24 protein-coding genes are annotated in these 21,185 nt (G+C 45.4%); 17 read left to right on the top strand and 7 right to left on the bottom strand.

Annotation, left to right across the window (positions count from 1 at the left end; translation table 11 throughout):
• The first annotated feature begins 10 nt into the window (after nt 1-10).
• The 7 genes from mutL (at nt 11) to V7O64_RS08310 (ending at nt 6,731) form a co-directional block, all read left to right on the top strand.
• Nucleotides 11-1,492 carry a DNA mismatch repair endonuclease MutL gene (mutL, locus tag V7O64_RS08340; RefSeq protein ID WP_407354968.1) on the top strand — a complete coding sequence of 494 codons (1,482 nt, stop codon included), beginning with the start codon at nt 11-13 and terminating at the stop codon, nt 1,490-1,492.
• A 41-nt stretch (nt 1,493-1,533) separates the two neighbouring features.
• Nucleotides 1,534-2,550 carry a cobalt-precorrin-5B (C(1))-methyltransferase gene (locus V7O64_RS08335; protein ID WP_407354967.1) on the top strand — a complete coding sequence of 339 codons (1,017 nt, stop codon included), beginning with the start codon at nt 1,534-1,536 and terminating at the stop codon, nt 2,548-2,550.
• A complete protein-coding gene (locus V7O64_RS08330; RefSeq protein WP_407354966.1) occupies nt 2,547-3,128 on the top strand; it encodes a cobalt-precorrin-7 (C(5))-methyltransferase in 582 nt (193 codons plus the stop codon). The genes V7O64_RS08335 and V7O64_RS08330 overlap by 4 nt, the downstream gene beginning before the upstream one ends.
• Before the next feature lie 275 nt (nt 3,129-3,403).
• On the top strand, nt 3,404-4,099 hold the full coding sequence (locus V7O64_RS08325; RefSeq protein WP_407354965.1) for an energy-coupling factor ABC transporter permease: 696 nt from the start codon (nt 3,404-3,406) through the stop codon (nt 4,097-4,099).
• Nucleotides 4,096-4,383 carry an energy-coupling factor ABC transporter substrate-binding protein gene (locus V7O64_RS08320; protein WP_407354964.1) on the top strand — a complete coding sequence of 96 codons (288 nt, stop codon included), beginning with the start codon at nt 4,096-4,098 and terminating at the stop codon, nt 4,381-4,383. The genes V7O64_RS08325 and V7O64_RS08320 overlap by 4 nt, the downstream gene beginning before the upstream one ends.
• A 218-nt stretch (nt 4,384-4,601) precedes the next feature.
• The gene (gene cbiQ / locus V7O64_RS08315; protein ID WP_407354963.1) at nt 4,602-5,384 is read left to right on the top strand and encodes a cobalt ECF transporter T component CbiQ; all 783 of its coding nucleotides are present in this window, start codon (nt 4,602-4,604) and stop codon (nt 5,382-5,384) included.
• A gap of 9 nt (nt 5,385-5,393) precedes the next feature.
• Complete coding sequence (locus V7O64_RS08310) at nt 5,394-6,731, top strand: energy-coupling factor ABC transporter ATP-binding protein (protein WP_407354962.1); 1,338 nt, start codon at nt 5,394-5,396, stop codon at nt 6,729-6,731.
• A gap of 33 nt (nt 6,732-6,764) precedes the next feature.
• On the opposite strand, the gene V7O64_RS08305 is transcribed toward V7O64_RS08310, so the two are convergent.
• Genes V7O64_RS08305 through V7O64_RS08295 form a run of 3 tightly spaced genes read right to left on the bottom strand, consistent with a single transcriptional unit; the run spans nt 6,765 to nt 8,433 of the window.
• Complete coding sequence (locus V7O64_RS08305; RefSeq protein ID WP_407357297.1) at nt 6,765-7,601, bottom strand: TIM barrel protein; 837 nt, start codon at nt 7,599-7,601, stop codon at nt 6,765-6,767.
• On the bottom strand, nt 7,601-7,933 hold the full coding sequence (locus tag V7O64_RS08300) for a hypothetical protein (protein WP_407354961.1): 333 nt from the start codon (nt 7,931-7,933) through the stop codon (nt 7,601-7,603). The genes V7O64_RS08305 and V7O64_RS08300 overlap by 1 nt, the downstream gene beginning before the upstream one ends.
• Nucleotides 7,934-7,956: 23 nt before the next feature.
• Entirely contained in the window at nt 7,957-8,433 is a 477-nt protein-coding gene (locus V7O64_RS08295) for a phosphopantetheine adenylyltransferase (RefSeq protein WP_407354960.1), read from the bottom strand.
• 156 nt (nt 8,434-8,589) lie between these two features.
• On the opposite strand from V7O64_RS08295, the gene radA reads away from it, so the two are divergent.
• Both radA and V7O64_RS08285 read left to right on the top strand, forming a co-directional pair.
• Nucleotides 8,590-9,567: a DNA repair and recombination protein RadA gene (gene radA / locus V7O64_RS08290; protein WP_407354959.1), complete on the top strand. Its 978-nt coding sequence runs from the start codon at nt 8,590-8,592 to the stop codon at nt 9,565-9,567.
• Nucleotides 9,568-9,715: 148 nt separating this feature from the next.
• Nucleotides 9,716-10,396: a phosphoglycolate phosphatase gene (locus V7O64_RS08285; RefSeq protein ID WP_407354958.1), complete on the top strand. Its 681-nt coding sequence runs from the start codon at nt 9,716-9,718 to the stop codon at nt 10,394-10,396.
• A gap of 58 nt (nt 10,397-10,454) precedes the next feature.
• On the opposite strand, the gene V7O64_RS08280 is transcribed toward V7O64_RS08285, so the two are convergent.
• Nucleotides 10,455-10,730: a PRC-barrel domain-containing protein gene (locus V7O64_RS08280; protein WP_407357296.1), complete on the bottom strand. Its 276-nt coding sequence runs from the start codon at nt 10,728-10,730 to the stop codon at nt 10,455-10,457.
• A 119-nt stretch (nt 10,731-10,849) separates the two neighbouring features.
• The gene (locus tag V7O64_RS08275) at nt 10,850-13,087 is read right to left on the bottom strand and encodes a CDC48 family AAA ATPase (RefSeq protein ID WP_407354957.1); all 2,238 of its coding nucleotides are present in this window, start codon (nt 13,085-13,087) and stop codon (nt 10,850-10,852) included.
• A 272-nt stretch (nt 13,088-13,359) separates the two neighbouring features.
• Here V7O64_RS08275 and V7O64_RS08270 point away from each other — a divergent pair, with 272 nt between their 5' ends.
• The 3 genes from V7O64_RS08270 (at nt 13,360) to V7O64_RS08260 (ending at nt 14,706) form a co-directional block, all read left to right on the top strand.
• Nucleotides 13,360-13,572: a TRAM domain-containing protein gene (locus tag V7O64_RS08270; RefSeq protein WP_407354956.1), complete on the top strand. Its 213-nt coding sequence runs from the start codon at nt 13,360-13,362 to the stop codon at nt 13,570-13,572.
• Nucleotides 13,573-13,723: 151 nt separating this feature from the next.
• Complete coding sequence (locus V7O64_RS08265; RefSeq protein WP_407354955.1) at nt 13,724-14,374, top strand: flavodoxin family protein; 651 nt, start codon at nt 13,724-13,726, stop codon at nt 14,372-14,374.
• 134 nt (nt 14,375-14,508) lie between these two features.
• Nucleotides 14,509-14,706 (top strand): DUF378 domain-containing protein, encoded by a 198-nt coding sequence (locus V7O64_RS08260; protein WP_407354954.1) that lies wholly within the window; start codon nt 14,509-14,511, stop codon nt 14,704-14,706.
• Between the two features lie 40 nt (nt 14,707-14,746).
• Here V7O64_RS08260 and purL read toward each other — a convergent pair whose 3' ends face one another.
• Together purL and V7O64_RS08250 are read right to left on the bottom strand one after the other, a co-directional pair.
• Nucleotides 14,747-16,894: a phosphoribosylformylglycinamidine synthase subunit PurL gene (gene purL, locus V7O64_RS08255; protein WP_407354953.1), complete on the bottom strand. Its 2,148-nt coding sequence runs from the start codon at nt 16,892-16,894 to the stop codon at nt 14,747-14,749.
• A 152-nt stretch (nt 16,895-17,046) separates the two neighbouring features.
• Nucleotides 17,047-17,406, bottom strand: a complete 360-nt coding sequence (locus tag V7O64_RS08250) for a DUF192 domain-containing protein (protein ID WP_407354952.1) — start codon at nt 17,404-17,406, stop codon at nt 17,047-17,049.
• Nucleotides 17,407-17,491: 85 nt separating this feature from the next.
• On the opposite strand from V7O64_RS08250, the gene yciH reads away from it, so the two are divergent.
• The 5 genes from yciH to V7O64_RS08225 all read left to right on the top strand — a co-directional run bounded on the left by yciH (nt 17,492) and on the right by V7O64_RS08225 (nt 21,114).
• On the top strand, nt 17,492-17,800 hold the full coding sequence (gene yciH / locus V7O64_RS08245; RefSeq protein ID WP_407354951.1) for a stress response translation initiation inhibitor YciH: 309 nt from the start codon (nt 17,492-17,494) through the stop codon (nt 17,798-17,800).
• A 130-nt stretch (nt 17,801-17,930) separates the two neighbouring features.
• Nucleotides 17,931-19,088: a cysteine desulfurase NifS gene (gene nifS, locus V7O64_RS08240; RefSeq protein WP_407354950.1), complete on the top strand. Its 1,158-nt coding sequence runs from the start codon at nt 17,931-17,933 to the stop codon at nt 19,086-19,088.
• Nucleotides 19,085-19,474: an iron-sulfur cluster assembly scaffold protein gene (locus V7O64_RS08235; protein WP_407354949.1), complete on the top strand. Its 390-nt coding sequence runs from the start codon at nt 19,085-19,087 to the stop codon at nt 19,472-19,474. Before nifS ends, V7O64_RS08235 begins: the two co-directional genes overlap by 4 nt.
• Before the next feature lie 54 nt (nt 19,475-19,528).
• Nucleotides 19,529-19,891, top strand: a complete 363-nt coding sequence (locus tag V7O64_RS08230) for a transcriptional regulator (RefSeq protein ID WP_407354948.1) — start codon at nt 19,529-19,531, stop codon at nt 19,889-19,891.
• Nucleotides 19,888-21,114 (top strand): Nre family DNA repair protein, encoded by a 1,227-nt coding sequence (locus tag V7O64_RS08225; RefSeq protein WP_407354947.1) that lies wholly within the window; start codon nt 19,888-19,890, stop codon nt 21,112-21,114. Before V7O64_RS08230 ends, V7O64_RS08225 begins: the two co-directional genes overlap by 4 nt.
• Nucleotides 21,115-21,185 lie beyond the last annotated feature (71 nt).

Here is a 21,185-nt window from a genome sequence, read left to right as displayed (position 1 = left end):
AATTATTTAAGTGTTAAAAGAGGATATTGGGAAGGGAACATATCCAATAAAGTTTAACACCAAAGTTTTTGACAGCCTCTACAGTACGCCTGCCAGAAAGAAGTATCTCAAAAGTGCCAGGACAGAGATTGCCCATATTGTGGATGTCGTTTCCAGGAACTCCCTTGCACATCCTGATGTTTCTTTTACCCTTATGATTGATGGCAGGGTTATACTCAGGTCTCCTTCATCCGTTAAGATGCTGGACAGTATCGTTCACCTCTATGGTGCTGATGTTGCACGTTCCCTCGTTCCTGTGGAATACGTTTCAGATCTGCTGACTATCTCCGGTTACATCTCAAAGCCGCAGCTGACAAGAAGTGGAAAGGACCTGCAGGTCTTCTTCATAAATGGCAGGCCCATTTCATCAAACCAGATAAGCAATGCTGTAAGGCTTGGATATTACACCCTGCTTCCAAAAGGGCGCTATCCTGCTGCCTTCCTGAACTTTACCATCGACCCTGTGAATGTGGATGTGAATGTTCATCCCGCAAAAAGGGAGGTCAGGCTAAGCCATGAAAAAGATATCGAGAGAATGATAATCACCGCTGTGGAAGATGCTCTTGGGAAAGAGTCGCTGGTTCCTGAAGTAGAAATCAGGAAAAAGGATGTTCCGGTTCAATCACGTTTTTATGGGCCTGAAAAGGCAGATCATGGGACATCAACTATTCCCAAAAGGAATGTGGTCCTTCAAGTAGCAGAAGACGTACCGGTTCTTGATACAGCTTCTGTTACTCCGTCCAATCCACGTCTCATCAGGGAGGAAAAGCAGCCTTATCACTATCCTGCAAAGGATACTCAGCGCCGTCTGAAAAGGAGTGAGAGGATGCAGATGAGCGTTACTTGCGATGAGGTACTGGAATCCGTCACATCCTTCAGTCCCTCGGAAGTGAAGGTTTACGGTCAGTATGCCGACCTTTATATAATATGTGAGATGGACAACAATCTAATACTTATAGACCAGCACGCAGCACATGAACGCATCATGTATGAGCAGGTGCTGAGGATGCAGGATATGGGCTGGCAGGAGCTTATCACACCTGTGACACTTGATCTGAGCCAGAAAGAGAAAGTCATTATCGCTGATTTCATCCCTGAACTTGAGAAACTTGGTTTCTCGGTTTCTGAGTTTGGCCCAAAGAGTTATGTGGTGACAACGGTTCCCAGCATATTCGGGAAGCTGGAAGACACCGATGTGATACATGATATCATTTCGGACCTCCTTTGCGCAGGCAGGGTGAAGGAGGACACCGAGAGGTATGATCTCCTGTGCAGCACAATGGCATGCAGGGCTGCTATCAAGGCCGGGGCTGTGTGCAGTACCGGTCAGATGGAAGAGCTTATCCGCCAGCTCATGCATTGTAATAACCCCTACACATGTCCGCATGGAAGGCCCACCATGGTCACCTTCACAAAGGATGAACTGGCAAAGATGTTCAAAAGGACAGGGTAGAGTCGGTAGATTTTAAATATATTACTTACAATTGACCAGAGATGATAGACCCGGTAAATAAATCCAGGATCCCTGATGAGTGGCTGGATCGTTCAAAAATGCCACGTGATGAGCTGGAAGCAGGTATTAAGAGCGGAATGCTTGTGGTACTGAGCGACGGATCCGTACTGAAGAGGGGGTATACTACCGGAACCACTGCGGCACTTGCTGCAAAGGCTGCGGTTGTTGCACTTGCAGGTGATGTTACCCATGTTTCGGTACCTACGCCTGTTGGACTTCGTGCTGAGCTGGATGTCACAGGAAGCAAGGGGCATGCTGTTGCTGTTAAAATCAATAATGATCATGAATCTGACATTACAAGGGGACTTGAGTTCGTTGCAGATGCCCGGGAGGCGGAAGGAATTACGGTCTACGCAGGTGAGGGTATAGGTATAGTCACACGCAGCGGCCTTGAATCCAAAAAAGGACATCCTGCTATCAATCCACGTCCCATGGAGCAGATAAAGGCATCCATTGCCGAGGCTGTTAAGGAACTTGGCCTGAAGGGTGCTGAAGTGACCATCTATCTTCCAAAGGGCAAGGAAATAGCAAAAGAGACCCTTAACAGCCGTATCGGTGTCATGGATGGTATTTCCATTCTCGGGACAACCGGTTTTGTCGAGCCATGGAACGACCATCTCGGTGAGATGAAAGGTGATCTGATCAGGGATTCTGATAAGGTCGTACTGACTACCGGGAGGATCGGTATCAGATATTCCACAATGCTCTTCCCTGATCACACAGTTGTTCTTGCCGGAAGCCGCATATCGGAAGCTCTTGGCGCGGCCCATGGTGATGTTGTTATCTGCGGACTTCCGGGTCTTGTGCTTAAATGGGGTAATCCTGACATGCTGAAGGACAGTGGTTTTGCCACAGTGGTCGAAATGCTTGAGCTTGACCCGCAGAATCAGCGTCTTAAGCAGGCATTTGAAATGGCGGTGGAAAAAGCGAAGGGTGCCCGGATAGTTGTTGTTGACAGGGACGGGACCGTGCTAATGGATAGCGGTGAGGGCATATGATAATCGTGGGCGTTGGTGTTGGGCCAGGGCTTCTGACTCAGGAAGCTATAGATGTGATAAGTAATGCTTCGGTTGTCTACGGTTCCAGGCGTTCCATCGAGCTTGCACAAGCGTTCATCAAATGCGAAGCTCTTCTTATAAAGGATTACAAGAACCTTCATCTTTTGCCTGGGGATGCTGTGGTATTGTCTACAGGTGACCCTATGTTCTCAGGACTTGGGAAATTTGCCACTGAAAAGGACAGGGTGGTAACGGGGATATCATCCATACAGGCTGCATGTGCACGCTTTCATGTTGAGATGTCAAACCTGGCAATGATCACGGCACATGGCAGGGATCCTGCACCGGCAAAGGAGGCACTTGTAAGGGAGATTGGCCTGGGAAAGAATATATTCCTGCTGCCTGCAGATACATTTGGTCCGGGGGAAGTTGCTTTGGTCCTGAAGGAAATCGGTGTCAATGCCAGGATATGTATCTATGAGGATATAGGTTATCCTGATGAGCGTGCAGTATGTGGTACTGTAGCTGAACCTCCGGAAAACCATTCGGATATGTACTGCATTTTAGTGGTTCTGTAATGCTCAGGGCTATTTCTTATTTTGCGCCAGCTCAATTAATTCTGTTCTCGTGTATTCCATTCATATATGCTCTCATTACTTGTGTATTGGCTGATGGAACTTACTTTACAGGTGTATTACTTTTCTCATAAAGTTATATGTGTGTTATTGTTATGGATAAGGTTAGTAACCTGAGAGGTGAATCGTTATGTTTATCTATAATTACATATTACATCCCATGTCGAAATCAAATTTAGTTGATTATACGCGGTGATTAAAATGGCAGGTGATAATTAATGCATATTTTCGAGGGCTTTTTACCATCCCCGTGGTGGCAGGCATGGTTTGTCTTTTCCATCCCGGTGATATTATATGGTATGTACAGGTTGAACAAACTCGTAAATGAAAGGCGTGAGGTTGTACCTCTTTTAGCTGTTGCCGGGGCATTCATATTCGTTCTTTCATCACTTAAGCTTCCGTCTGTTACCGGAAGTTCCTCCCACCCCACCGGTACCGGCATGGCAGCGATTCTCTTCGGACCGGCCATCACAGCCGTCCTTGGTTTGATCGTTCTCTTATATCAGGCGCTTTTCCTGGCCCACGGAGGTATAACGACACTTGGTGCAAATGTTGCATCCATGGGTATAATAGGTCCGTTGGTTGCTTATTTATTCTACAGGGCTGCATCAAGGTCAGGAATGAACTTCTATCTCAATGTTTTCCTGGCAACTGCAATTGCGAATTGGGTGACCTATGTGGTGACTTCGCTGCAACTTGCGTTAGCCTTCCCGGCGCCGCAAGGTGGTATATTGACATCATTGCTGGCCTTTGGTACCGTTTTTGCAACAACGCAGGTGCCACTTGCTATAATGGAAGGTGCTCTGACCGCACTTATAATGAAATATGTTGTCCAGATCAAAAGTGATGTACTGGTCGATCTTAAAGTGCTTACCAGCAGCACAGCTACAAAACTCAGGGAGGCAATGCAGTGAAGCTGGAATATATTGTGGCTATTGTGGTGATACTCTTTGCAGCACAGTTCTTCTACGGCGTGGCTGCAAACCCCGATTCGGAATTTGGTGGTGCCGACGGTGCAGCAGAAGATGTGATTGCGGAGATAAACCCTGATTATGAACCATGGTTTGGCGGGATTGGCTTTGAACCCCCCGGTGGCGAAACTGAAAGTCTTCTCTTTGCACTTCAGGCTGCTTTTGGGGCAGTAGTGATTGGCTATACTATCGGTTACTACAAAGGCAAAGGAGATAAGAGCAAGTAATCCAAAACGTGTGTTCCTTATGGAGCACACAAACTTCTTTGTAGCCCCGGCATTCTATATTTTTTCTGTTCCACTATGTGTACTTAAATATTATACATAGTTTTATTCTCCAACGATATGTTTATGTATAAAGCATCGTCTCTTATTTCCTGACAATCTTAAGTGAACTTAAATAAAGTTTTATTTATTTTATATTGCTTCAATAACGTGGTTGAAAAATGACATACATTCTGGATGATTATGCAATATTAAGTCCGCTAAGGTCCAGGAACAACTGGCTCAAATTAGCTATCGTAGCTTTCGGGATTCTTGTCGGTGTTTCATCTTCATCCCCTCTGGTACCCTTTACCATAGCATTGTGTATGAGTTTTGCAACCATTTATTTCGGGAAGATCCCTGTGAAGTTCTATTTTCAAATACTCTCAGTACCTGCAGGTTTTGTGCTTGTGAGCATCATAGTGATAGCATTCTTTTTCGGAGAAGGGGTCAATTTTTTTAGTTTTGACTTTTTCGGATATACACTCGGAGTAAACCCCGAAGGACTGAACATGGCCCTTCTTATCCTTGCAAGGACCCTTGGTGGCATGTCATGCCTGTTCTTCCTGTCACTGACGACACCGGTGATCGAACTATTTGCAGTCTTGAAGAAGGCAAAGTTACCGGACTCTTTTGTAGAGATAGCAATGATGATGTATCGTTACATCTTTGTTTTCCTTGATGTTGCCATGGGAGTGAAATACGCCCAGACGGTGCGCCTCGGATACAGGGATTTCAGGACCTCTTTCAGGTCCATGGTGATGCTTGGTACAAATCTTTTCATAAGATCGTGGGAGCAAGGTGAGAAACTATACCTGGCCATGAATTCAAGATGTTACGATGGAAAGCTGATAATGTATGATGAAAAAAGGCCTGTGAAAATGCCGGAACTCCTGCTGACCGGGGCATATTTTACGGTAGTGCTTGCAGTATTCTGGTTTACAAGAGGAGTATCGCTTATTTGAGGTGAAAATGTGGTTATTTTAGAAACAAAGGATCTCAGTTACTCTTATCCCGACGGTACTCTGGCACTTGAGGATATCAATATTAAGATAAGGAAGGGCAAGAAGATAGCCTTCGTCGGTCGCAATGGCTCGGGTAAATCCACTCTTTTCATGACACTTAACGGCACTCACCGCCCTCGCAAAGGTACGGTGCTTTTCCATGGCAAACCCCTGAAATATGATTCCAGGTCCCTTCGGGAAGTACGAAAAAGTGTAGGGATCGTGTTCCAGAACTCGGATGACCAGATATTCGCTCCTACCATCTACCAGGATGTGGCATTTGGTCCCACTAACCTGGATTATCCAAAAGACAAGGTGGAAAAGATAGTCCACGATACGCTTGAATATGTGGGGCTTACCCATCTGAAGGATAAGCCACCTCATCACTTAAGCGGGGGGCAGAAAAAGAGGGTTGCCATAGCAGGTGTGGTTGCCATGGATCCGGAGGTAATTGTCCTTGATGAGCCCCTTTCAAATCTCGATCCGGTGGGGGCGGATGAGGTAATGGATCTTTTGAATGAACTGAATTATTTTGGTAAAACGATTATCATCTCAACCCACGATGTGGACCTGGCGTACGGCTGGGCAGATTATGTTTTTCTTATGAACGATCGCAGGGTCATCAGTGAAGGTACTCCGGAAGAGATCTTCAGGCAGACTGAAAAGCTCAAGGAAGCTTATCTTAAAAGGCCAATTACCCTTGAGATCTACGATGAGATACGAAAAAGGGGTATAGCCCGTGCATCAAAACCTCCCAGGGATATTCCTGATCTGGTCCATACCCTGAGGCCGCAACACCTCATGTGGGTTGACGTGCCTCCGGAGGTCAAGGAAGGCGAAACCATAAACCTGGGTATACTTTACGGTGAATTCGCCCAGGAATCTATGTATGAAGCCGCAAACTGTAAGGTCCTTCATATCCATGAAGATGGCCTTGCTATTGTAGAGATGGACAGGAAGGCCCTGAGGGCAGGTTCTATAGGCATATATGATACTTCAGTATATGACAATGAGGAACTCCTGAAGATTATCAAGAGGGATGGTATAGAATGTGTGGGTGCAATGGGTAAGAAAAGTAAGATAATTGCAGAAAGGGATGAGATATACCTTGACGTTACTGCAGGTGTTATCGACAGGTCTATCCTGAATGCCCTTTCAGGTCAGCGCTGCCTTATACTGACCCATGGGGGAATGGTGGAGCATGCCCTTGAAAGGATAAACGGATATATTGAAAAGAGTGGAATAAACCTTCATGTGGGTGTTGTCACAGGTGATGCCAGAAAGGACGAAGCTGCCGGACCATTTTGAAGTTCCGGATCATGCATTCTTGCTGTTCTCTTTTTATAGATTGTCATAGGTCCTTTTAAGTAGTAAGGCATCTCCTTCGTTATCAGGGCTTTCACATATAAGCAGACCCTTTACCTTAAAATCCTTCAATGCACGCATGAGTTCTGCATATCGCAGGTCCGATTCATCAAGGTTAAGGTGATTCCTCTCTCCCTTTTGCCCATATTCGATACCTGATACATGCATATGCATATCATCAAGTCCTTCCCTGCCAAGTTCATTCTCTATAAATTCCAGTGTGGCAGAGAATTCCCCATAGCTATTCTCAGCACCGTTACTTCTTGCATGAAGGTGTGCAAAATCAATACATGGGAGCACGTTTTCCAGTTCTGCTCCAAGCCTTACATTTTCCTCAAGGCTACCAAACTGTGTCCCCTTTCCGGTAGTTTCTGGCCGGAGTGTTACGTTTATGCTTTCCTCGTCAAGCCTTGAACCCAGTTTTTCCAGCAGTGTAAAGACCTTCTCATATACCATCTCCGGTCTGTCCTTGTGATAATATGCCGGGTGGAACACGATGTTCCTTGCACCGCAAAGATTGCCTATCCTTGCAGAGCTGTATATCCTTTCAATGCTTGCATCTATCTTTTCAGGTTCCTGTGAGTTCAGATTGATGTAGTATGGTCCGTGTACGCTCAGTGAGATCTCTTCTTTTAGTGATTTCTCCCTGACTTCTGATGCAGTGGATTCACCCATCCTTACCCCACGGACAAATTCAAGTTCCATACATCCAAGGCCCAGTTCCCGGACTCTTTGAATGCCTGAAATGCTGTTTCTTTTTTCGGAGCTTTTTGGTGTACCGGCTGTTCCAAATAGAAGCTTTGAAGGTTTCATCATGCCATGCCAAGCTTTGCCTTGAGCTCTTTCATCTTTGCAGCCGAGAGCTTCTCCTCAACCAGTTCCATGAAAGTGTCTATGTCCTCTTCCTCAAGTGACCTGATATCTTCTTTGCCTTCCATGGCAAGCTGGAAGAGGTAGTCCATTTCCTCCGGGTCAAGTCTTTCCATGCGATTACGGAAATCAGCTGCATCCTGTGCAATTTTATGTGACAGAGGCCGGAGTATGAAAGGATATTTATGACCTGCCGAAGACATGGTGTTCCCGCTAAGTTCCGGTGCGAGTTTGTCAAAGATCCTATTGTCCATTTCAGTGAATATTCTACCCATGGACCTTACTTGTAAAAGATAGTTTATAAATCATGTCCCTGTGTATGCCTTAAATGGCCGTGAATGTCTATCTCTCCCCGGACTATCCTTGTAGAGGAAATGGGCTCTTCATCATCGGCAAGGACGTATTCTATCCTTACTATCTCTATCTCTTCTATGTTACGCTCTCTTCTGAGATTGTTGATCTTAAGTGCAACAGGGTGTGTTTCCGGGGAAACTACAATGTAATCATAATCCTCAGTAAGCGTATTACCGTAAGGGTCTTTCAGTTCAATGACAGTATAATTCCTGTTGGTAACGATGCTGTTTATGTAATTAAGAAGTCTTTCTTTGCGGACACTGTATTCAGGTACAGGGCGTGGACGTTTTTTAGCCATTTCATTGGATGTAAGGCCAATGTCCACTTCTCCACCATCAGCCAGCTCGAATGCTTTTCTTAGAAGTTCCCGGTGCCCGTCATGGAGACACTCAAAAGTTCCACCGACTACTACTCTGGCCATTGTTCCTTAATTACTGCTTTTGCTGATAAGTCTTGTGTTAGGGTCATTGCAATAAATACTTTCACCCTGCTCTCTTCAGGTATATATACTCAAAGACCAATTAGCTAATCGAATTGTGCACCGGAAGAAAACATGTGCACCAAGGAGTTAAGATAAATGTCAGAAGTGCTATTGGAAGAACTGGATCATGTTGGTCCGGCAACCGCTCAGAAATTGAAAGATGCAGGATTTACGACCGTCGAGGCAATTGCCGTATCCTCTCCGGCAGAGCTTGCAACCGCCGCGGAAATAGGCGAGTCAACTGCTGCAAAGATCATCCTTGCGGCCCGGCAATCCGCTGATATAGGGGGTTTTGAAACGGGTGATGTCGTGCTTGAACGCAGGAAACTGGTAGGTAAGCTGTCCACTGGTTGTACCGAGTTTGACGAGATGATGGGTGGCGGCATAGACACTCAGGCAATTACTGAACTATATGGTGAATTTGGTTCCGGTAAAACACAGGTTGCACACCAGCTTGCTGTAAATGTGCAATTGCCAAAGGAAATGGGCGGACTTGGTGGTTCTGTGATCATAATTGATACGGAGAACACCTTCAGGCCGGAAAGGATAAAACAGATGGTTGATGGCCTGTCTGAAAGATACGGTCAGGAATATGACCCTGAAGAATTCCTAAAACACATACATGTGGCACGAGCCTATAATTCCAATCACCAGATCCTTCTTGTTGATTCAGCAATGGAGCTTGCGAACGAGCTCAAGGACACTGACATGCCTGTGAGGCTTTTCATTGTAGACTCACTCACTGCTCATTTCAGGGCAGAGTACATAGGCAGGGGCACGCTGGCTGACAGGCAGCAAAAATTAAACAAGCACCTGCATGGACTGCAAAAATGTGGTGATCTCTATAATTCATGTGTGGTTGTCACAAACCAGGTCATGTCCAAACCGGATGCGTTCTTTGGCGACCCCACAAAACCCATCGGTGGACATATTGTGGGACACACAGCGACTTTCAGGCTCTATCTGCGCAAATCCAAGGGTGATAAGAGGATCATAAAACTCGTGGACTCTCCGAACCTGCCGGATGGAGAAGCAATAATCTCCGTAACAACACCTGGCCTGCGTGACCCATGAGACAGGCACTTATATTCCACCTCCTTAAGGAGGAATAACTTTCTTTTTAGCTGATGCATGGGTATTTGGTGCTGCTGAAGTATTTTTAAGAATTTGAACACCCGTTGCATTGAAAACGCTTTTATCTCTCGCTTATCATCTATTGCTTATGAAGTACAAGGCTCTTGTCATAGATGTTGATGGCACTATCACTCATATGGATCGCAAGCTTAGTCTTAAAGCTGCTGCAAAACTCAGATCTCTTGATATTCCTGTTGTGATAGCAACCGGAAATGTTCTCTGTTACGCAAAGGCAGTAGCAAAACTTGTAGGTGTGTGCTGTAATATCATTGCTGAGAACGGTGGCGTTATCGTAGATGGTTTTGACAATGAGCCGATAATCTCAGATGTAATTCATGAATGTGAAGAAGCATACGAATTCCTTGCAGAGCATTTCCATATGGAGAAACTCGATTCTGTACACAGGAAAACAGAAATTGTCCTGAGAAGTGATTTTGATATTGAAAAGGCCAGAGGATTGCTGAGCTCACATTTCCCCGGGGTTGAGATAATTGATACCCACTTTGCTATCCACATTAAGAGCAGGAAAATAAACAAGGGCACAGGTTTGATCAAAATGGCAGAACTTATGGGACTTAAGACCACTGATTTTGTTGCCATCGGTGATTCTGTGAATGACCTGGAAATGCTTCAGGAAGCGGGTTTTGCAATAGCTGTTGGCAATGCGGATGATTTCCTGAAGGATGTCGCAGATTATGTCAGCACTGCAACATACGGCGATGGTACAGTGGAAGCCATAGATCATCTCCTTTCCAAAGGCATGATCTGAAAAAAGAGCATTTGTTGCAGTACTGCAAAGATGATTGCATGCTTTGCAGTCTGCTTATTCATATGTTGCTGTGTTCTGTAACCAATCCGCGTGCTATGTTCTTGTCAACGACTATGTAGTCCTTGATCGCCCTGACAGATTCAAAAGGCAGCAGTATATACTGTTCATCGGTCTTGTACTTGGATGTGTCCAGACTCATATCAGGTTTGACTATCAGGTCAATGAGATCACCTGTCCTGACGTCCATTACGATATTGAACAGAATACCTATCTCGGTTCCATCTGTTGCCATTACCTGTTTGCTCGAAAGGTTCTTTGCAAAGACATTTGCCATTTTCATTCGCCCCTTGATATAAAAATCAAATCTAAATTTTTCATTATTTATCTGTATCCTATATAAGAACTTGCCTCTTCTTTCATGATGCCACTTGAAAGCTTCTTCATCATTGTTGCTCAAAGGAAGCCTATATAAGAACTTGCTTCATCTTTCTTGATGCCGCCCTTGAACTGTTCCTGTATTTTCCTATAATATTCCATCAGGTTCTCGGACAGTGTCGGTCTGACCTTGTTCAGAGCTTCCCTGAAATATTTCATCCCAACTTTTTCCGCATTGAAGTTCTCCCTCAGTGCAAGCATCACAGCTTCCCTGCAGACTGCTTCTATGTCTGCTCCGACAAAACCCTCAGTAATGGTTGCAAGGTCATCGATTGTCACATCGTCATCCAAAGGGATGTTCTTTGTATGTATCCTGAAGATATCCTTGCGGCCGGTGTAGGTGGACTGTCCTACGAGCACCATCCTGTCAAACCTGCCGGATCTGAGTAGTGCAGGATCGATGATGTCGGGGCGGTTGGTTGCAGCAACCACTACAATTTCCTTTAATGGTTCAAGGCCATCAAGCTCGGTGAGCAACTGATTGACTATTCTTTCAGAAACCTTTGAATCCTCAGAAGCTGCACTTCTCATGGGTGCAATGGAGTCTATCTCATCAAAGAACACTATACATGGTGCTACCTGCCTTGCTTTCTTGAAAGTCTCCCTGATGGCCTTCTCGGATTCACCTACCCATTTTGAAAGCATCTGGGGCCCTTTGACGCTGATGAAATTCGCATTAGATTCATTTGCCACAGCCTGGGCTATAAGTGTCTTCCCGGTTCCGGGTGGTCCGAATAGCAAGACTCCCTTCGGTGGTTTGATGCCCATGCTGACAAACCTGTCCGGCCTTGTGAGCGGCCATTCCACAGCTTCTATTATTTCCTGTTTTGCCTTGTCAAGCCCGCCAACGTCCTCCCATTTCACAGGCGGGATCTCAACAAGTACCTCTCTCATTGCGGAAGGTTCGATCTCCCTCAGTGCATTCTCAAAATCATCCTTGCATACCATAATGGTATCGAGTATTTCCTGTGGAATATCCTCATCTTCAAGATTTATATCAGGCAGTGCACGTCTTAAGGATCGCATTGCAGCTTCCTGTACAAGCGCAAGCAGGTCAGCACCCACGAATGCCTGTGTATGTTTTGCAATGTAGTCCAGAAACTCCTCGTCAACATCTTCGGCAAGGGGCACACCTCTTGTGTGGATCTGCATTATCTCCAGTCTGTCTTCGGTGTCCGGGACTCCTATCTCTATTTCCCTGTCAAACCTTCCGGGCCTCCTAAGTGCGGGATCAATTGCATCCAGCCTGTTGGTGGCACCGATCACAACTACCTGTCCTCTTTCTTCAAGGCCGTCCATCATGGTAAGCAGCTGGGCAACAACCCTGCGCTCCACTTCTCCGGTAACGTTCTGCCTTTTCGGTGCGATAGAGTCTATCTCGTCTATGAATACAATAGAAGGGGCATCATCTTCTGCCTCTTCGAATATCTTACGGATACGCTCTTCACTTTCTCCGTAATACTTGCCCATGATCTCAGGCCCTGCGATGTAAAGGAAGTTTGCCCTGGATTCATTTGCAACAGCCTTGGCTATCAATGTTTTCCCTGTGCCTGGGGGACCATAGAGTATGATTCCCTTGGGAGGTTCGATATTCAGCCTCTGGAAGAGTTCGGGATGTTTCAGCGGAAGCTCGATCATCTCTCTGACGCGCTGTATTTCTGAACCAAGACCACCGATATCCTCGTATGTTATTCCTCTTGTTGCTCCGTCATAGCCCCGGACAGGTTTCTGGCGAAGTTCTATCTCTGTGAATTCTCCTATGATTAGGATCTCTTCCTCCGGTTCGGTCTCAACGGCTATCAGGGGTATTGCCTGCCCTCCTCCCATCTGGCTTGTCATGGGTTGTGTCATGGAGCTGATTATAGGGATGATGTCTCCTTCCACAAGGGGACGTTTCATGATGTTACGTTTGATTATCTCACTGATATGGTCTCCATATTCCATTGTGACGCCCTCAGGGGGTGCCAGTACCACTTTGGTCGCAGTCACAACATCGGCTTTTCTGATAGTTACTCTTTCACCTATCCCTACGCCTGCATTCTGCCTGATGAAACCGTCTATCCTGACAAGTCCCTGTCCCCAGTCCTGTCTCTCAGCTCTCCATACCTTGGCTGCAGTCTTTCTTTTCCCCTCTATCTCAACAATGTCTCCGGGTGAGAGTTGCAGGCTTAAGAGTGTAGTAGGGTCCAGGCGGATAATACCTCTTCCAAAGTCATTAGGGTGCGCTTTTTCTACTTTGATCTGTACTTCATCCATTATTTCATCCCAAAATTATTTTGAATCTATTGTATGCTTGTGATTTATATCTACCTATTTTATTCTAAAGGATAAATAAGATATGGTTTCCGATATTATCTCAGATGATATCCATATGCTTTCATGTTAAGAACATTTAAATACCTGTTATGTGTACTTAGCGCTGTAAGATCTTGTACTATTCTGGGATTCAGTTTAATTGGATTTTCTATCTATGGTGTTTTTCAGTATGGTCTTCGGTCTTATTTTTGAATTAAAGGACGTGCATTATTTTGTTTAACAACAATGACAGAGAATCAACAGCTCCTGTAGATGTTGGAGAAACCTATGAAGTAACGATTGAAGATATCGCAAGAGAAGGCGATGGAATTGCAAGGGTAGAAGGATTTGTGATCTTTGTACCGCAGACCCAGGTAGGCGATACTGTAAACATCAAGATCACAAGAGTACTGCGCAAATTCGCTTTTGGAGAGAAGACCGACTAAATCTTCAGAGGGAATGGTAATTACCATTCTTTCAAACTCTTTTTATTGATATTCGTTTTTTTTGTATCCTTTTCGTCTTTTAATATTTGTGTATATTCGTATCTTATCTTTCAGGGAAATACTTTTATGGGTCAACAACCCATGTTTTTACATGGGGTTAAATGCATTATTTCTCAACTGTACTCTGAAACGCTCTCCTGACATATCCAATACCAGGGCACTTATCGATAAAGCTGTCCGGCTTTTTTCAGATATCGGTATTGAAAGTGAGGTGGTCCGGGTTACTGACTACAATGTAAGGTTTGGTGTTTCTTCCGATGAAGGTGAAGGGGACGAATGGCCGCTGATAATGGAGAAGATCAAAGCATGTGATATTCTGATAATAGGTTCTCCGATATGGTTCGGCGTGCGCTCATCTGTGGCACAAATGGTGTTTGAGAGGCTTGACGGCACCTATGAGGAAAGTGATCCTGAGACCGGCCAGTTCCCGCTGTATGGAAAGGTAGGTGGAGTGGTCATCACAGGCAACGAGGACGGAGCTCATGACGTTGCCGCAAATACACTGTTCAATCTGACGCACCTTGGATGCACCATACCTCCCAATGTGGATAGTTACTGGGTGGGTCCTGCAGGCCCGGGTCCAAGCTATATTCAGGCAGGAGGGGACAAGCATCTCTATACCAACAAGACGATCCGCTATATGGTGCATAACCTCGCATATTTTGCAAAACTGCTTAAGGATAATCCAATCCCTACAAATCTCAGGGAGCTCTACGAAGATGCCCTGAAAGAGAGCGAATAGTTTTTGTGGGTAATTCCTGAAAAAGGAACCTAAATATTTTTATATCATCTGATACAGGTTGTCTGATTAGTTATAAATATTGAAAACCACCTATATTTATTTACGGTTAAATGGGGTTTAATGGAGGTGAAAGAATGCCTGAGATGAAGAGTCTTGACTGGGTAGCTATGGTGCTGGTAATAATCGGTGGCCTGAATTGGGGTTTATTCGGGATATCCCAGAATCTCAATCTCGTGGAAATGATATTTGGTTATAGTATCATTGCCAGGATAGTTTACATTCTTGTGGGCTTATCCGCACTATATATGATCTACTTTGCTACCCAAAAGTGAAAAGTGATCTTTGTCCAGTTTGGTGGGAAAATGATGGAAATCATTCCATCATCAAGTTCATGAGGCTTTCTCTGGCCTCATTTATTTCCTTAACCGTAATTGTTATTCCAAATCCGTTTCCTGATATTTTAAGTTCCTTTCCTTCAACCCTGCCTATAACGGTATATGGGACATCATGCAGCATTTCCATTATAGCTTCAGGCTCTGAGCTTGTCAGTATTGCCCTTGCATATGATTCGGAGAATAGCAGGTCGTCAGCCCTCAGCCCCTCGGCGACATTGCTCAGATCGATATCTGCACCGTACTTTACACACATCTCTGCGATCGCAGCAGCAATTCCGCCCAGTGACACGTCATGTGCTGCAGTGATTTTACCGCTTGCTGCAAGTTCAATTAGCCTGTCTATTATCCTGCTAGCATTGCCGGGTACCTTTGGGCTTTTTCCGTACTTTTCCTTTCCGACAATGTTATAATATTCAGAGCCTCCCATCTCATCAACTGTTGTACCTATCAGGAATATTGTGTCGCCCTCTTTTGTGAATACTCCTTCAGGTGCCATGCTGACATCTTCGATGTAGCCAACAAGGCCAATGGATGGTGTGGGGGCGATGGCAGTCTTGAATTCCCCACTTTCGTTATACAGGGAAACGTTTCCGCCTACAACCGGTATTCCCAGTTCTCTTGCCGCATCTCCCAGTCCGAGGATTGCATGTTTGAATTGCCAGTATATATCCGGTCTTTCAGGATTGCCGAAGTTGAGACAATCCACAATAGCAATCCCCCTTGCTCCCTTTACTGCAAGGTTCATTGCATTCTCAACAACAGTACCTTTTCCACCTTCATAGGGATCAAGCAGTGTGTGTCTTGGATTGCATCCGCATGAGAGTGCTATTCCTTCGTTTCCTTCAATGCGCAGTATTCCACAGTCATCACCCGGTTTCCTGACCGTGCGGACCTGTACCTCATGGTCGTACTGTCTGTGGATCCATCTCTTCGATGCCACATTGTGAGAGGAAAGTACATCCAGTATGGCTTTTTTAAGGTCAGATGGCATACCGGGTTTCTCTCCAGCTGGTCCGGGCTCAGGAGTGGTGGAGGGTCTTTCAAATGTGGGTGCACCTTCTGTCAGCAGTTTGACTGGTATGTCAGCTGCGATCTCCCCTTCGAATTCAACTTTGTATTGCATCTCTTCAGTGAGTTCGCCTATCATGCTTGCATTAAGATCGTACTTTTTGGCTATATCCAGGACAGCATCCACATTTTCCGGCTCTACTTCCAGAAGCATACGTTCCTGTGATTCCGCAATGAGTATCTCGTAAGGCGTCATGCCTGTCTCACGCAGGATCACATTATCGGCAATTATCCTCATTCCAAGATTTCCCTTTGAGGCCATCTCAGAACTTGCGCCTGCAAGTCCTGCTGCACCAAGGTCCCTGCAGGATCTGACATATCCTTTCCCGATGGCTTCCAGGGTTGCCTCGATGAGCAGCTTTTCAGTGAAAGGATCGCCTATCTGGATACTTGGCCTGTCCTGTGCCTCTGAATCCTCTGAAAGGTCCCTTGATGCAAAGGATGCTCCTCCAAGCCCGTCCCTGCCTGTAGTTGACCCCATGAGCACAAGTTTGTTACCTGCCTTCTGTGCACAGGCTGTCACAACATCCTTATTCCTTGCAAGGCCTACTGCAACCACGTTCACAAGAGGGTTTCCACTGTATGAGCGGTCAAAGAACGTCTCTCCACGTACCACCGGCACTCCTATGCAGTTGCCGTATCCTGCAATCCCTTCTATGATATGTTCGAACAGGTAGAGGTTCTTGGGGTTGTCAAGAGGTCCGAAATAGAGAGGGTCCATAAGGGCTATTGGTCTTGCACCCATTGAAATGATGTCGCGCACGATTCCTCCAACACCTGTGGCTGCACCGTTATAAGGATCCACATATGATGGGTGGTTGTGACTTTCCATGCCTATGGCAAGTACCCAGCCATGCCCAAAGTCAACGATCGCAGCATCATCTCCCGGACCTATGATCACTTTGTCACCGGTTGTTGTAAAAGTCCTGAGCAATGGTGCACTTGAGCGATATGAGCAGTGCTCGCTCCACAGGTTCAGGAAACATCCCTGCTCCACAAGGTTCGGTTCCCTTCCCATCTTCTCTGTTATGATCTTAAAGTCATCTTCAGGTAACATTCATGTGCCTCTGGTTCATAATGTGATTAATTTGATTGTTGTGATGATTCTATCAGGGCTTTAAAGAACCCGGAATGTAATAAACATTTCTTCGCCCAGGTGCAACACGTATTTTTCCCAGGCTTCCTGTGATGCTTTTGGCTTGTGATCCATTACGGCCCTCTCTCATCAAATTCAAATTCGTCCCCGTTTTTGATCCCCATTGTCCTTGATTTTCCGTGGGAGGTCTCTATGACATACTTTACTTTTCCCGGACATGTGCAGGTGCCTATCCATGGTCTCATGCTGGATGTCTTTATCACTTTTTTATGTTCGTCAAGGAAAATAACATCAATGGGGTAATTGACAAATAGCATGTGTAAGGAAACTTTCTGTACTTTTTTCATCACAAAGATAAGCGCAAAATTTTCAGATATCTTCCGGCTGAACATGAGCCCTTTGGCCTGTTCGTGCAGACTGCGGGCAAAAGCAACGTCTGTTGCTACTTCTTTACCATTAGCTTTTAATATCATCGCAGTTTTACTCTATTCATCTATTTTAATTAGATGCATAAGGAGTGTTTAAAATAGATAATAATGTCGGAGGAAATACCACAAGATGAGTTCTGAAATGTGTTCAGTCTGTGGATTGCCAAAAGAGCTTTGCATATGTGAAGAAGTGGCAAAAGAACAGCAAAGAATAACTGTCAAAGTAAACAGAAGAAGGTACGGTAAAGAAGTAACGGTCGTAGAGGGTTTTGATGCCCACGAAATAGACCTTCATGAACTTTCAACCTACCTCAAGTCTAAATTTGCATGCGGTGGAACAGTAAAAGGTAGCGCGGTGGAATTACAGGGCAATCATCTTAACCGTATGAAGGACGTCCTGATTGAAAAGGGATTTTCTCCGGATCAGATAAAAGATTAATTTAATTCTTACATGTGGGGGGATATCCCCGCATTTAATGCAGGTGTATGATGCCTGCATCTAATTCTTCAGCATGCTTTGCTGAAGGATATTTATTTATTGAAAGTCTTCTCTAGTATTACTGGATACTATGAAACGGATCTATATGGACCATAGTGCAACTACCCCGACAGATCCTCAGGTCGTGGATGCCATGTTACCTTACTTTACTGAGATGTTCGGTAATTCTTCAAGCCTGCATTCTTTTGGCAGGGAGGCTGCAGAAGCACTCTCCACTGCACGCCAGCAGGTTGCAGAGTGTATCGGTGCCCTTCCTGAAGAGATCATATTCACTTCAGGGGGCACGGAATCAGACAATATGGCCCTGAGGGGTATTGTACCATACGATTCAGGAAAAAAGCATATCATCACATCTGTTATCGAGCATCCGGCAGTGCTCAATACCTGTGCTTTCCTTGAAAGTATGGGCCATGAGGTGACGTATGTTCCGGTAAATACCGATGGTGTTGTTGATATTGATAAATTGGAGGTTTCCATTCGCGATAATACGGTCCTTATCAGCATAATGCATGCAAACAATGAAGTGGGGACCATTCAGCCCATCCGGGAAATCGCAGGTATCGCAAAGAAGAACGGTGTTTATTTCCATACTGATGCTGTACAGAGTGTTGGCAAGATCCCTGTCAACGTGGATGAGCTGGGCGTTGATATGCTTTCCATTTCTTCCCACAAGATACATGGCCCAAAAGGTGCAGGAGCTCTCTATGTCCGCAAAGGTACGGTTATCAGGCCTATCGTCTTTGGCGGTAATCATGAAAAAGGCATGCGCTCAGGAACGGAGAACATACCTGGCATAGTTGGCTTTGGCAGGGCGATGACACTTGCAAAGCAGCGCCTTGATGAGGATTCGGCCCGCATGCAGCAAATGCGTGATTCCCTCATCAGCAGGGTATTCGATTCTATATCCCATGTTCGTCTTAATGGTCATCCCACACAGCGTCTGCCCAACAATGTGAATCTGAGTTTTAAGTATGCAGAAGGTGAATCTATGTTGATGCTCCTTGACATTAAAGGAATAGCCGTATCCACCGGCTCTGCATGTTCCTCAAAGTCCCTGAAGGCATCCCATGTGCTCAGCTCCCTTAATATAGAGGATGATTACCTTCATGGTTCCCTGAGAATAAGTCTTGGCAGGGAGAATACAATGGAAGAGATCGATTATCTTGTTGAGGTCCTGCAGGAAACAATCCTTAAACTGAGGGCAATGTCTCCGCTTTCCGGTCAATGAAAAAAGGAGGAATAGGTCTGTATTCAAAAAAGGTCATAGAAGAGTTCAGTAATCCTGAGAATGTAGGGATGATAGAAGATCCCGATGGTGTGGGCGAAATAGGCAGCACAGTTGACGGTGACATAATAAACATCTCTGTCAGGATAAAGGATAACGTGCTTGAGGATGTAAAATTCAGGACATTTGGTTGCGTTGTTGCCATCTCAACGTCAAGCATGGTCACAAAGTTGGCAAAAGGCAGGACTATAGATGAGGCTCTTGCATTGACAAATGAAGACGTTATCCAGGCACTTGATGGTCTTCCTGAAGGTAAGGACAGATGCTCAGGGTTTGCCCTTGATGCTCTTAAGCTGGCAATAGATAATTATATTCGTAAGAATGAATAATAGTAATGATAATAGTACTAACAATGGTAATAATAATACGAAGAGGTCCTTCCCGTGAAAACAACATGTGAGGTCATGGTCCAGCGTGTACTTCCTGCTATACGCGCCGAACTTGCAAGATGTATGATTGCAGTCCATGGGAAAAGTCAGCAGGAAGTTGCCGAAGTTCTGGAACTCTCAAGGGCAGCAGTATCACAGTATCTGAACGATAAGCGCGGGGCAGAAATTGATTTTTCTGAAGATGCCCAGCAGGAGATCAAGCGGTTTGCTGCCAGCCTGCTTGAAGGAATGAATTCCAGGGAACAGGTTGCGGGCATGTGCAATGTCTGCAAGTTCGTTCAGCGATCGGGTTGGCTCAACAAGAATGAACCTGATACTGGTTATTGTATACTTTGCGGAGACGATGAGGTCAGGTGACTCCCGGTCTGTGCGTAAGATGTAAGGGAAAAGGTCTCTGTGGGCGGCCAGTGTGTCCCATACTGGAAAAATTCAGGTCCATTGAATCCGTGATCCCTGTTTCATCTGGTGAAACATCCATTTTCGGAGCTTCTCCTCCGTCTGTTTTTGTGGGGAGGTATAATTATCCTCAGGTAAAAGCAGGTCCTATGATCCCTCCTCAGCTTAGCGGTGATGATGCAGTTCTGCTTGAAGATCCCAAAGCATTGCTTAAGATGAATATACAGGATGTCATAGCTTCCCGCTCAATGCTTGTCAGGGCCAATACCGGTATCAACGTGAAGAATGCCCGTATTCCTGACAATCCCCTGATAGAGAAATCCCAGGAACTGGCACTATCAAAAAGACCTGTGGATACCGAGGCGTGGTTCAATAAACCTATAAACAATAAGCTCAAGTTCGACAATGTCCTCACTCCCATGGGTCCTTCCGGTGACCTTAAAAAGTTCGATATCACTGAAAACCCCAAAGTTCCTGCAAAAGTGGATTCCCTGGTGTATGACACGGATGCACTTGCAAAGGATGTCATATCTGAGCTATGGCAAAGCAATATACCGGAAGAACACATAACGCGCCTTCTCTCCATAGGACTTTTAGGTCAGGATCGAAAACTTGTCCCGACCCGCTGGTCCATAACGGCAGTTGATGATATGGTTGGAAAAGACCTCCTGCCAGGGATAAGGGACTATCAGCAGCTTAACGAAGTAATGGTATTCAGCGGTGGTGTATTTGGCAATCACTTTGAGATCGTTCTCATTCCCCGCGCTTTCTCCTTCGAGCTGATAGAAGTCTGGATGCCACGTACTGTGTGGTCTGGGGGGAGTACATGGATAGATGCGGATCATGAAGGCTTTAGCGGAAAGAAGAACTATTCCAACCTTTCAGGCGGATACTATGCCGCACGGCTGGGTGCTCTGGAGTACCTTCGCTCCATTCGCAGACAGGCAACAGTATTCATGGTAAGGGAAATAAGGCCTGAATACTGGGCACCGCTTGGTGTGTGGGTTGTCAGGGAGGGCGTAAGGGAAGCTTTCAGCAGCACACCTTTCAGATTCGAATCTTTAGGCCAGGCACTTGCAGATATTTCCTCCCGTTTGAAGACCTCTTCGTCCCAGTGGATGCCAAAAGCGTCCCTGTTGCCTGATATCCGTTTCCAGCGGACACTTGATTCTTTTTTTAAGTAATTACTATAGAGGATTTCGATAAACATAGTCAACATTGTACTAAAATATAAATAATAGGCAAATAAATTAAG

The sequence above is a fragment of the Methanolobus sp. WCC5 genome (assembly GCF_045690325.1).
GTDB lineage: Archaea > Halobacteriota > Methanosarcinia > Methanosarcinales > Methanosarcinaceae > Methanolobus.
This window is presented reverse-complemented; position numbering and strand designations above follow the sequence as displayed.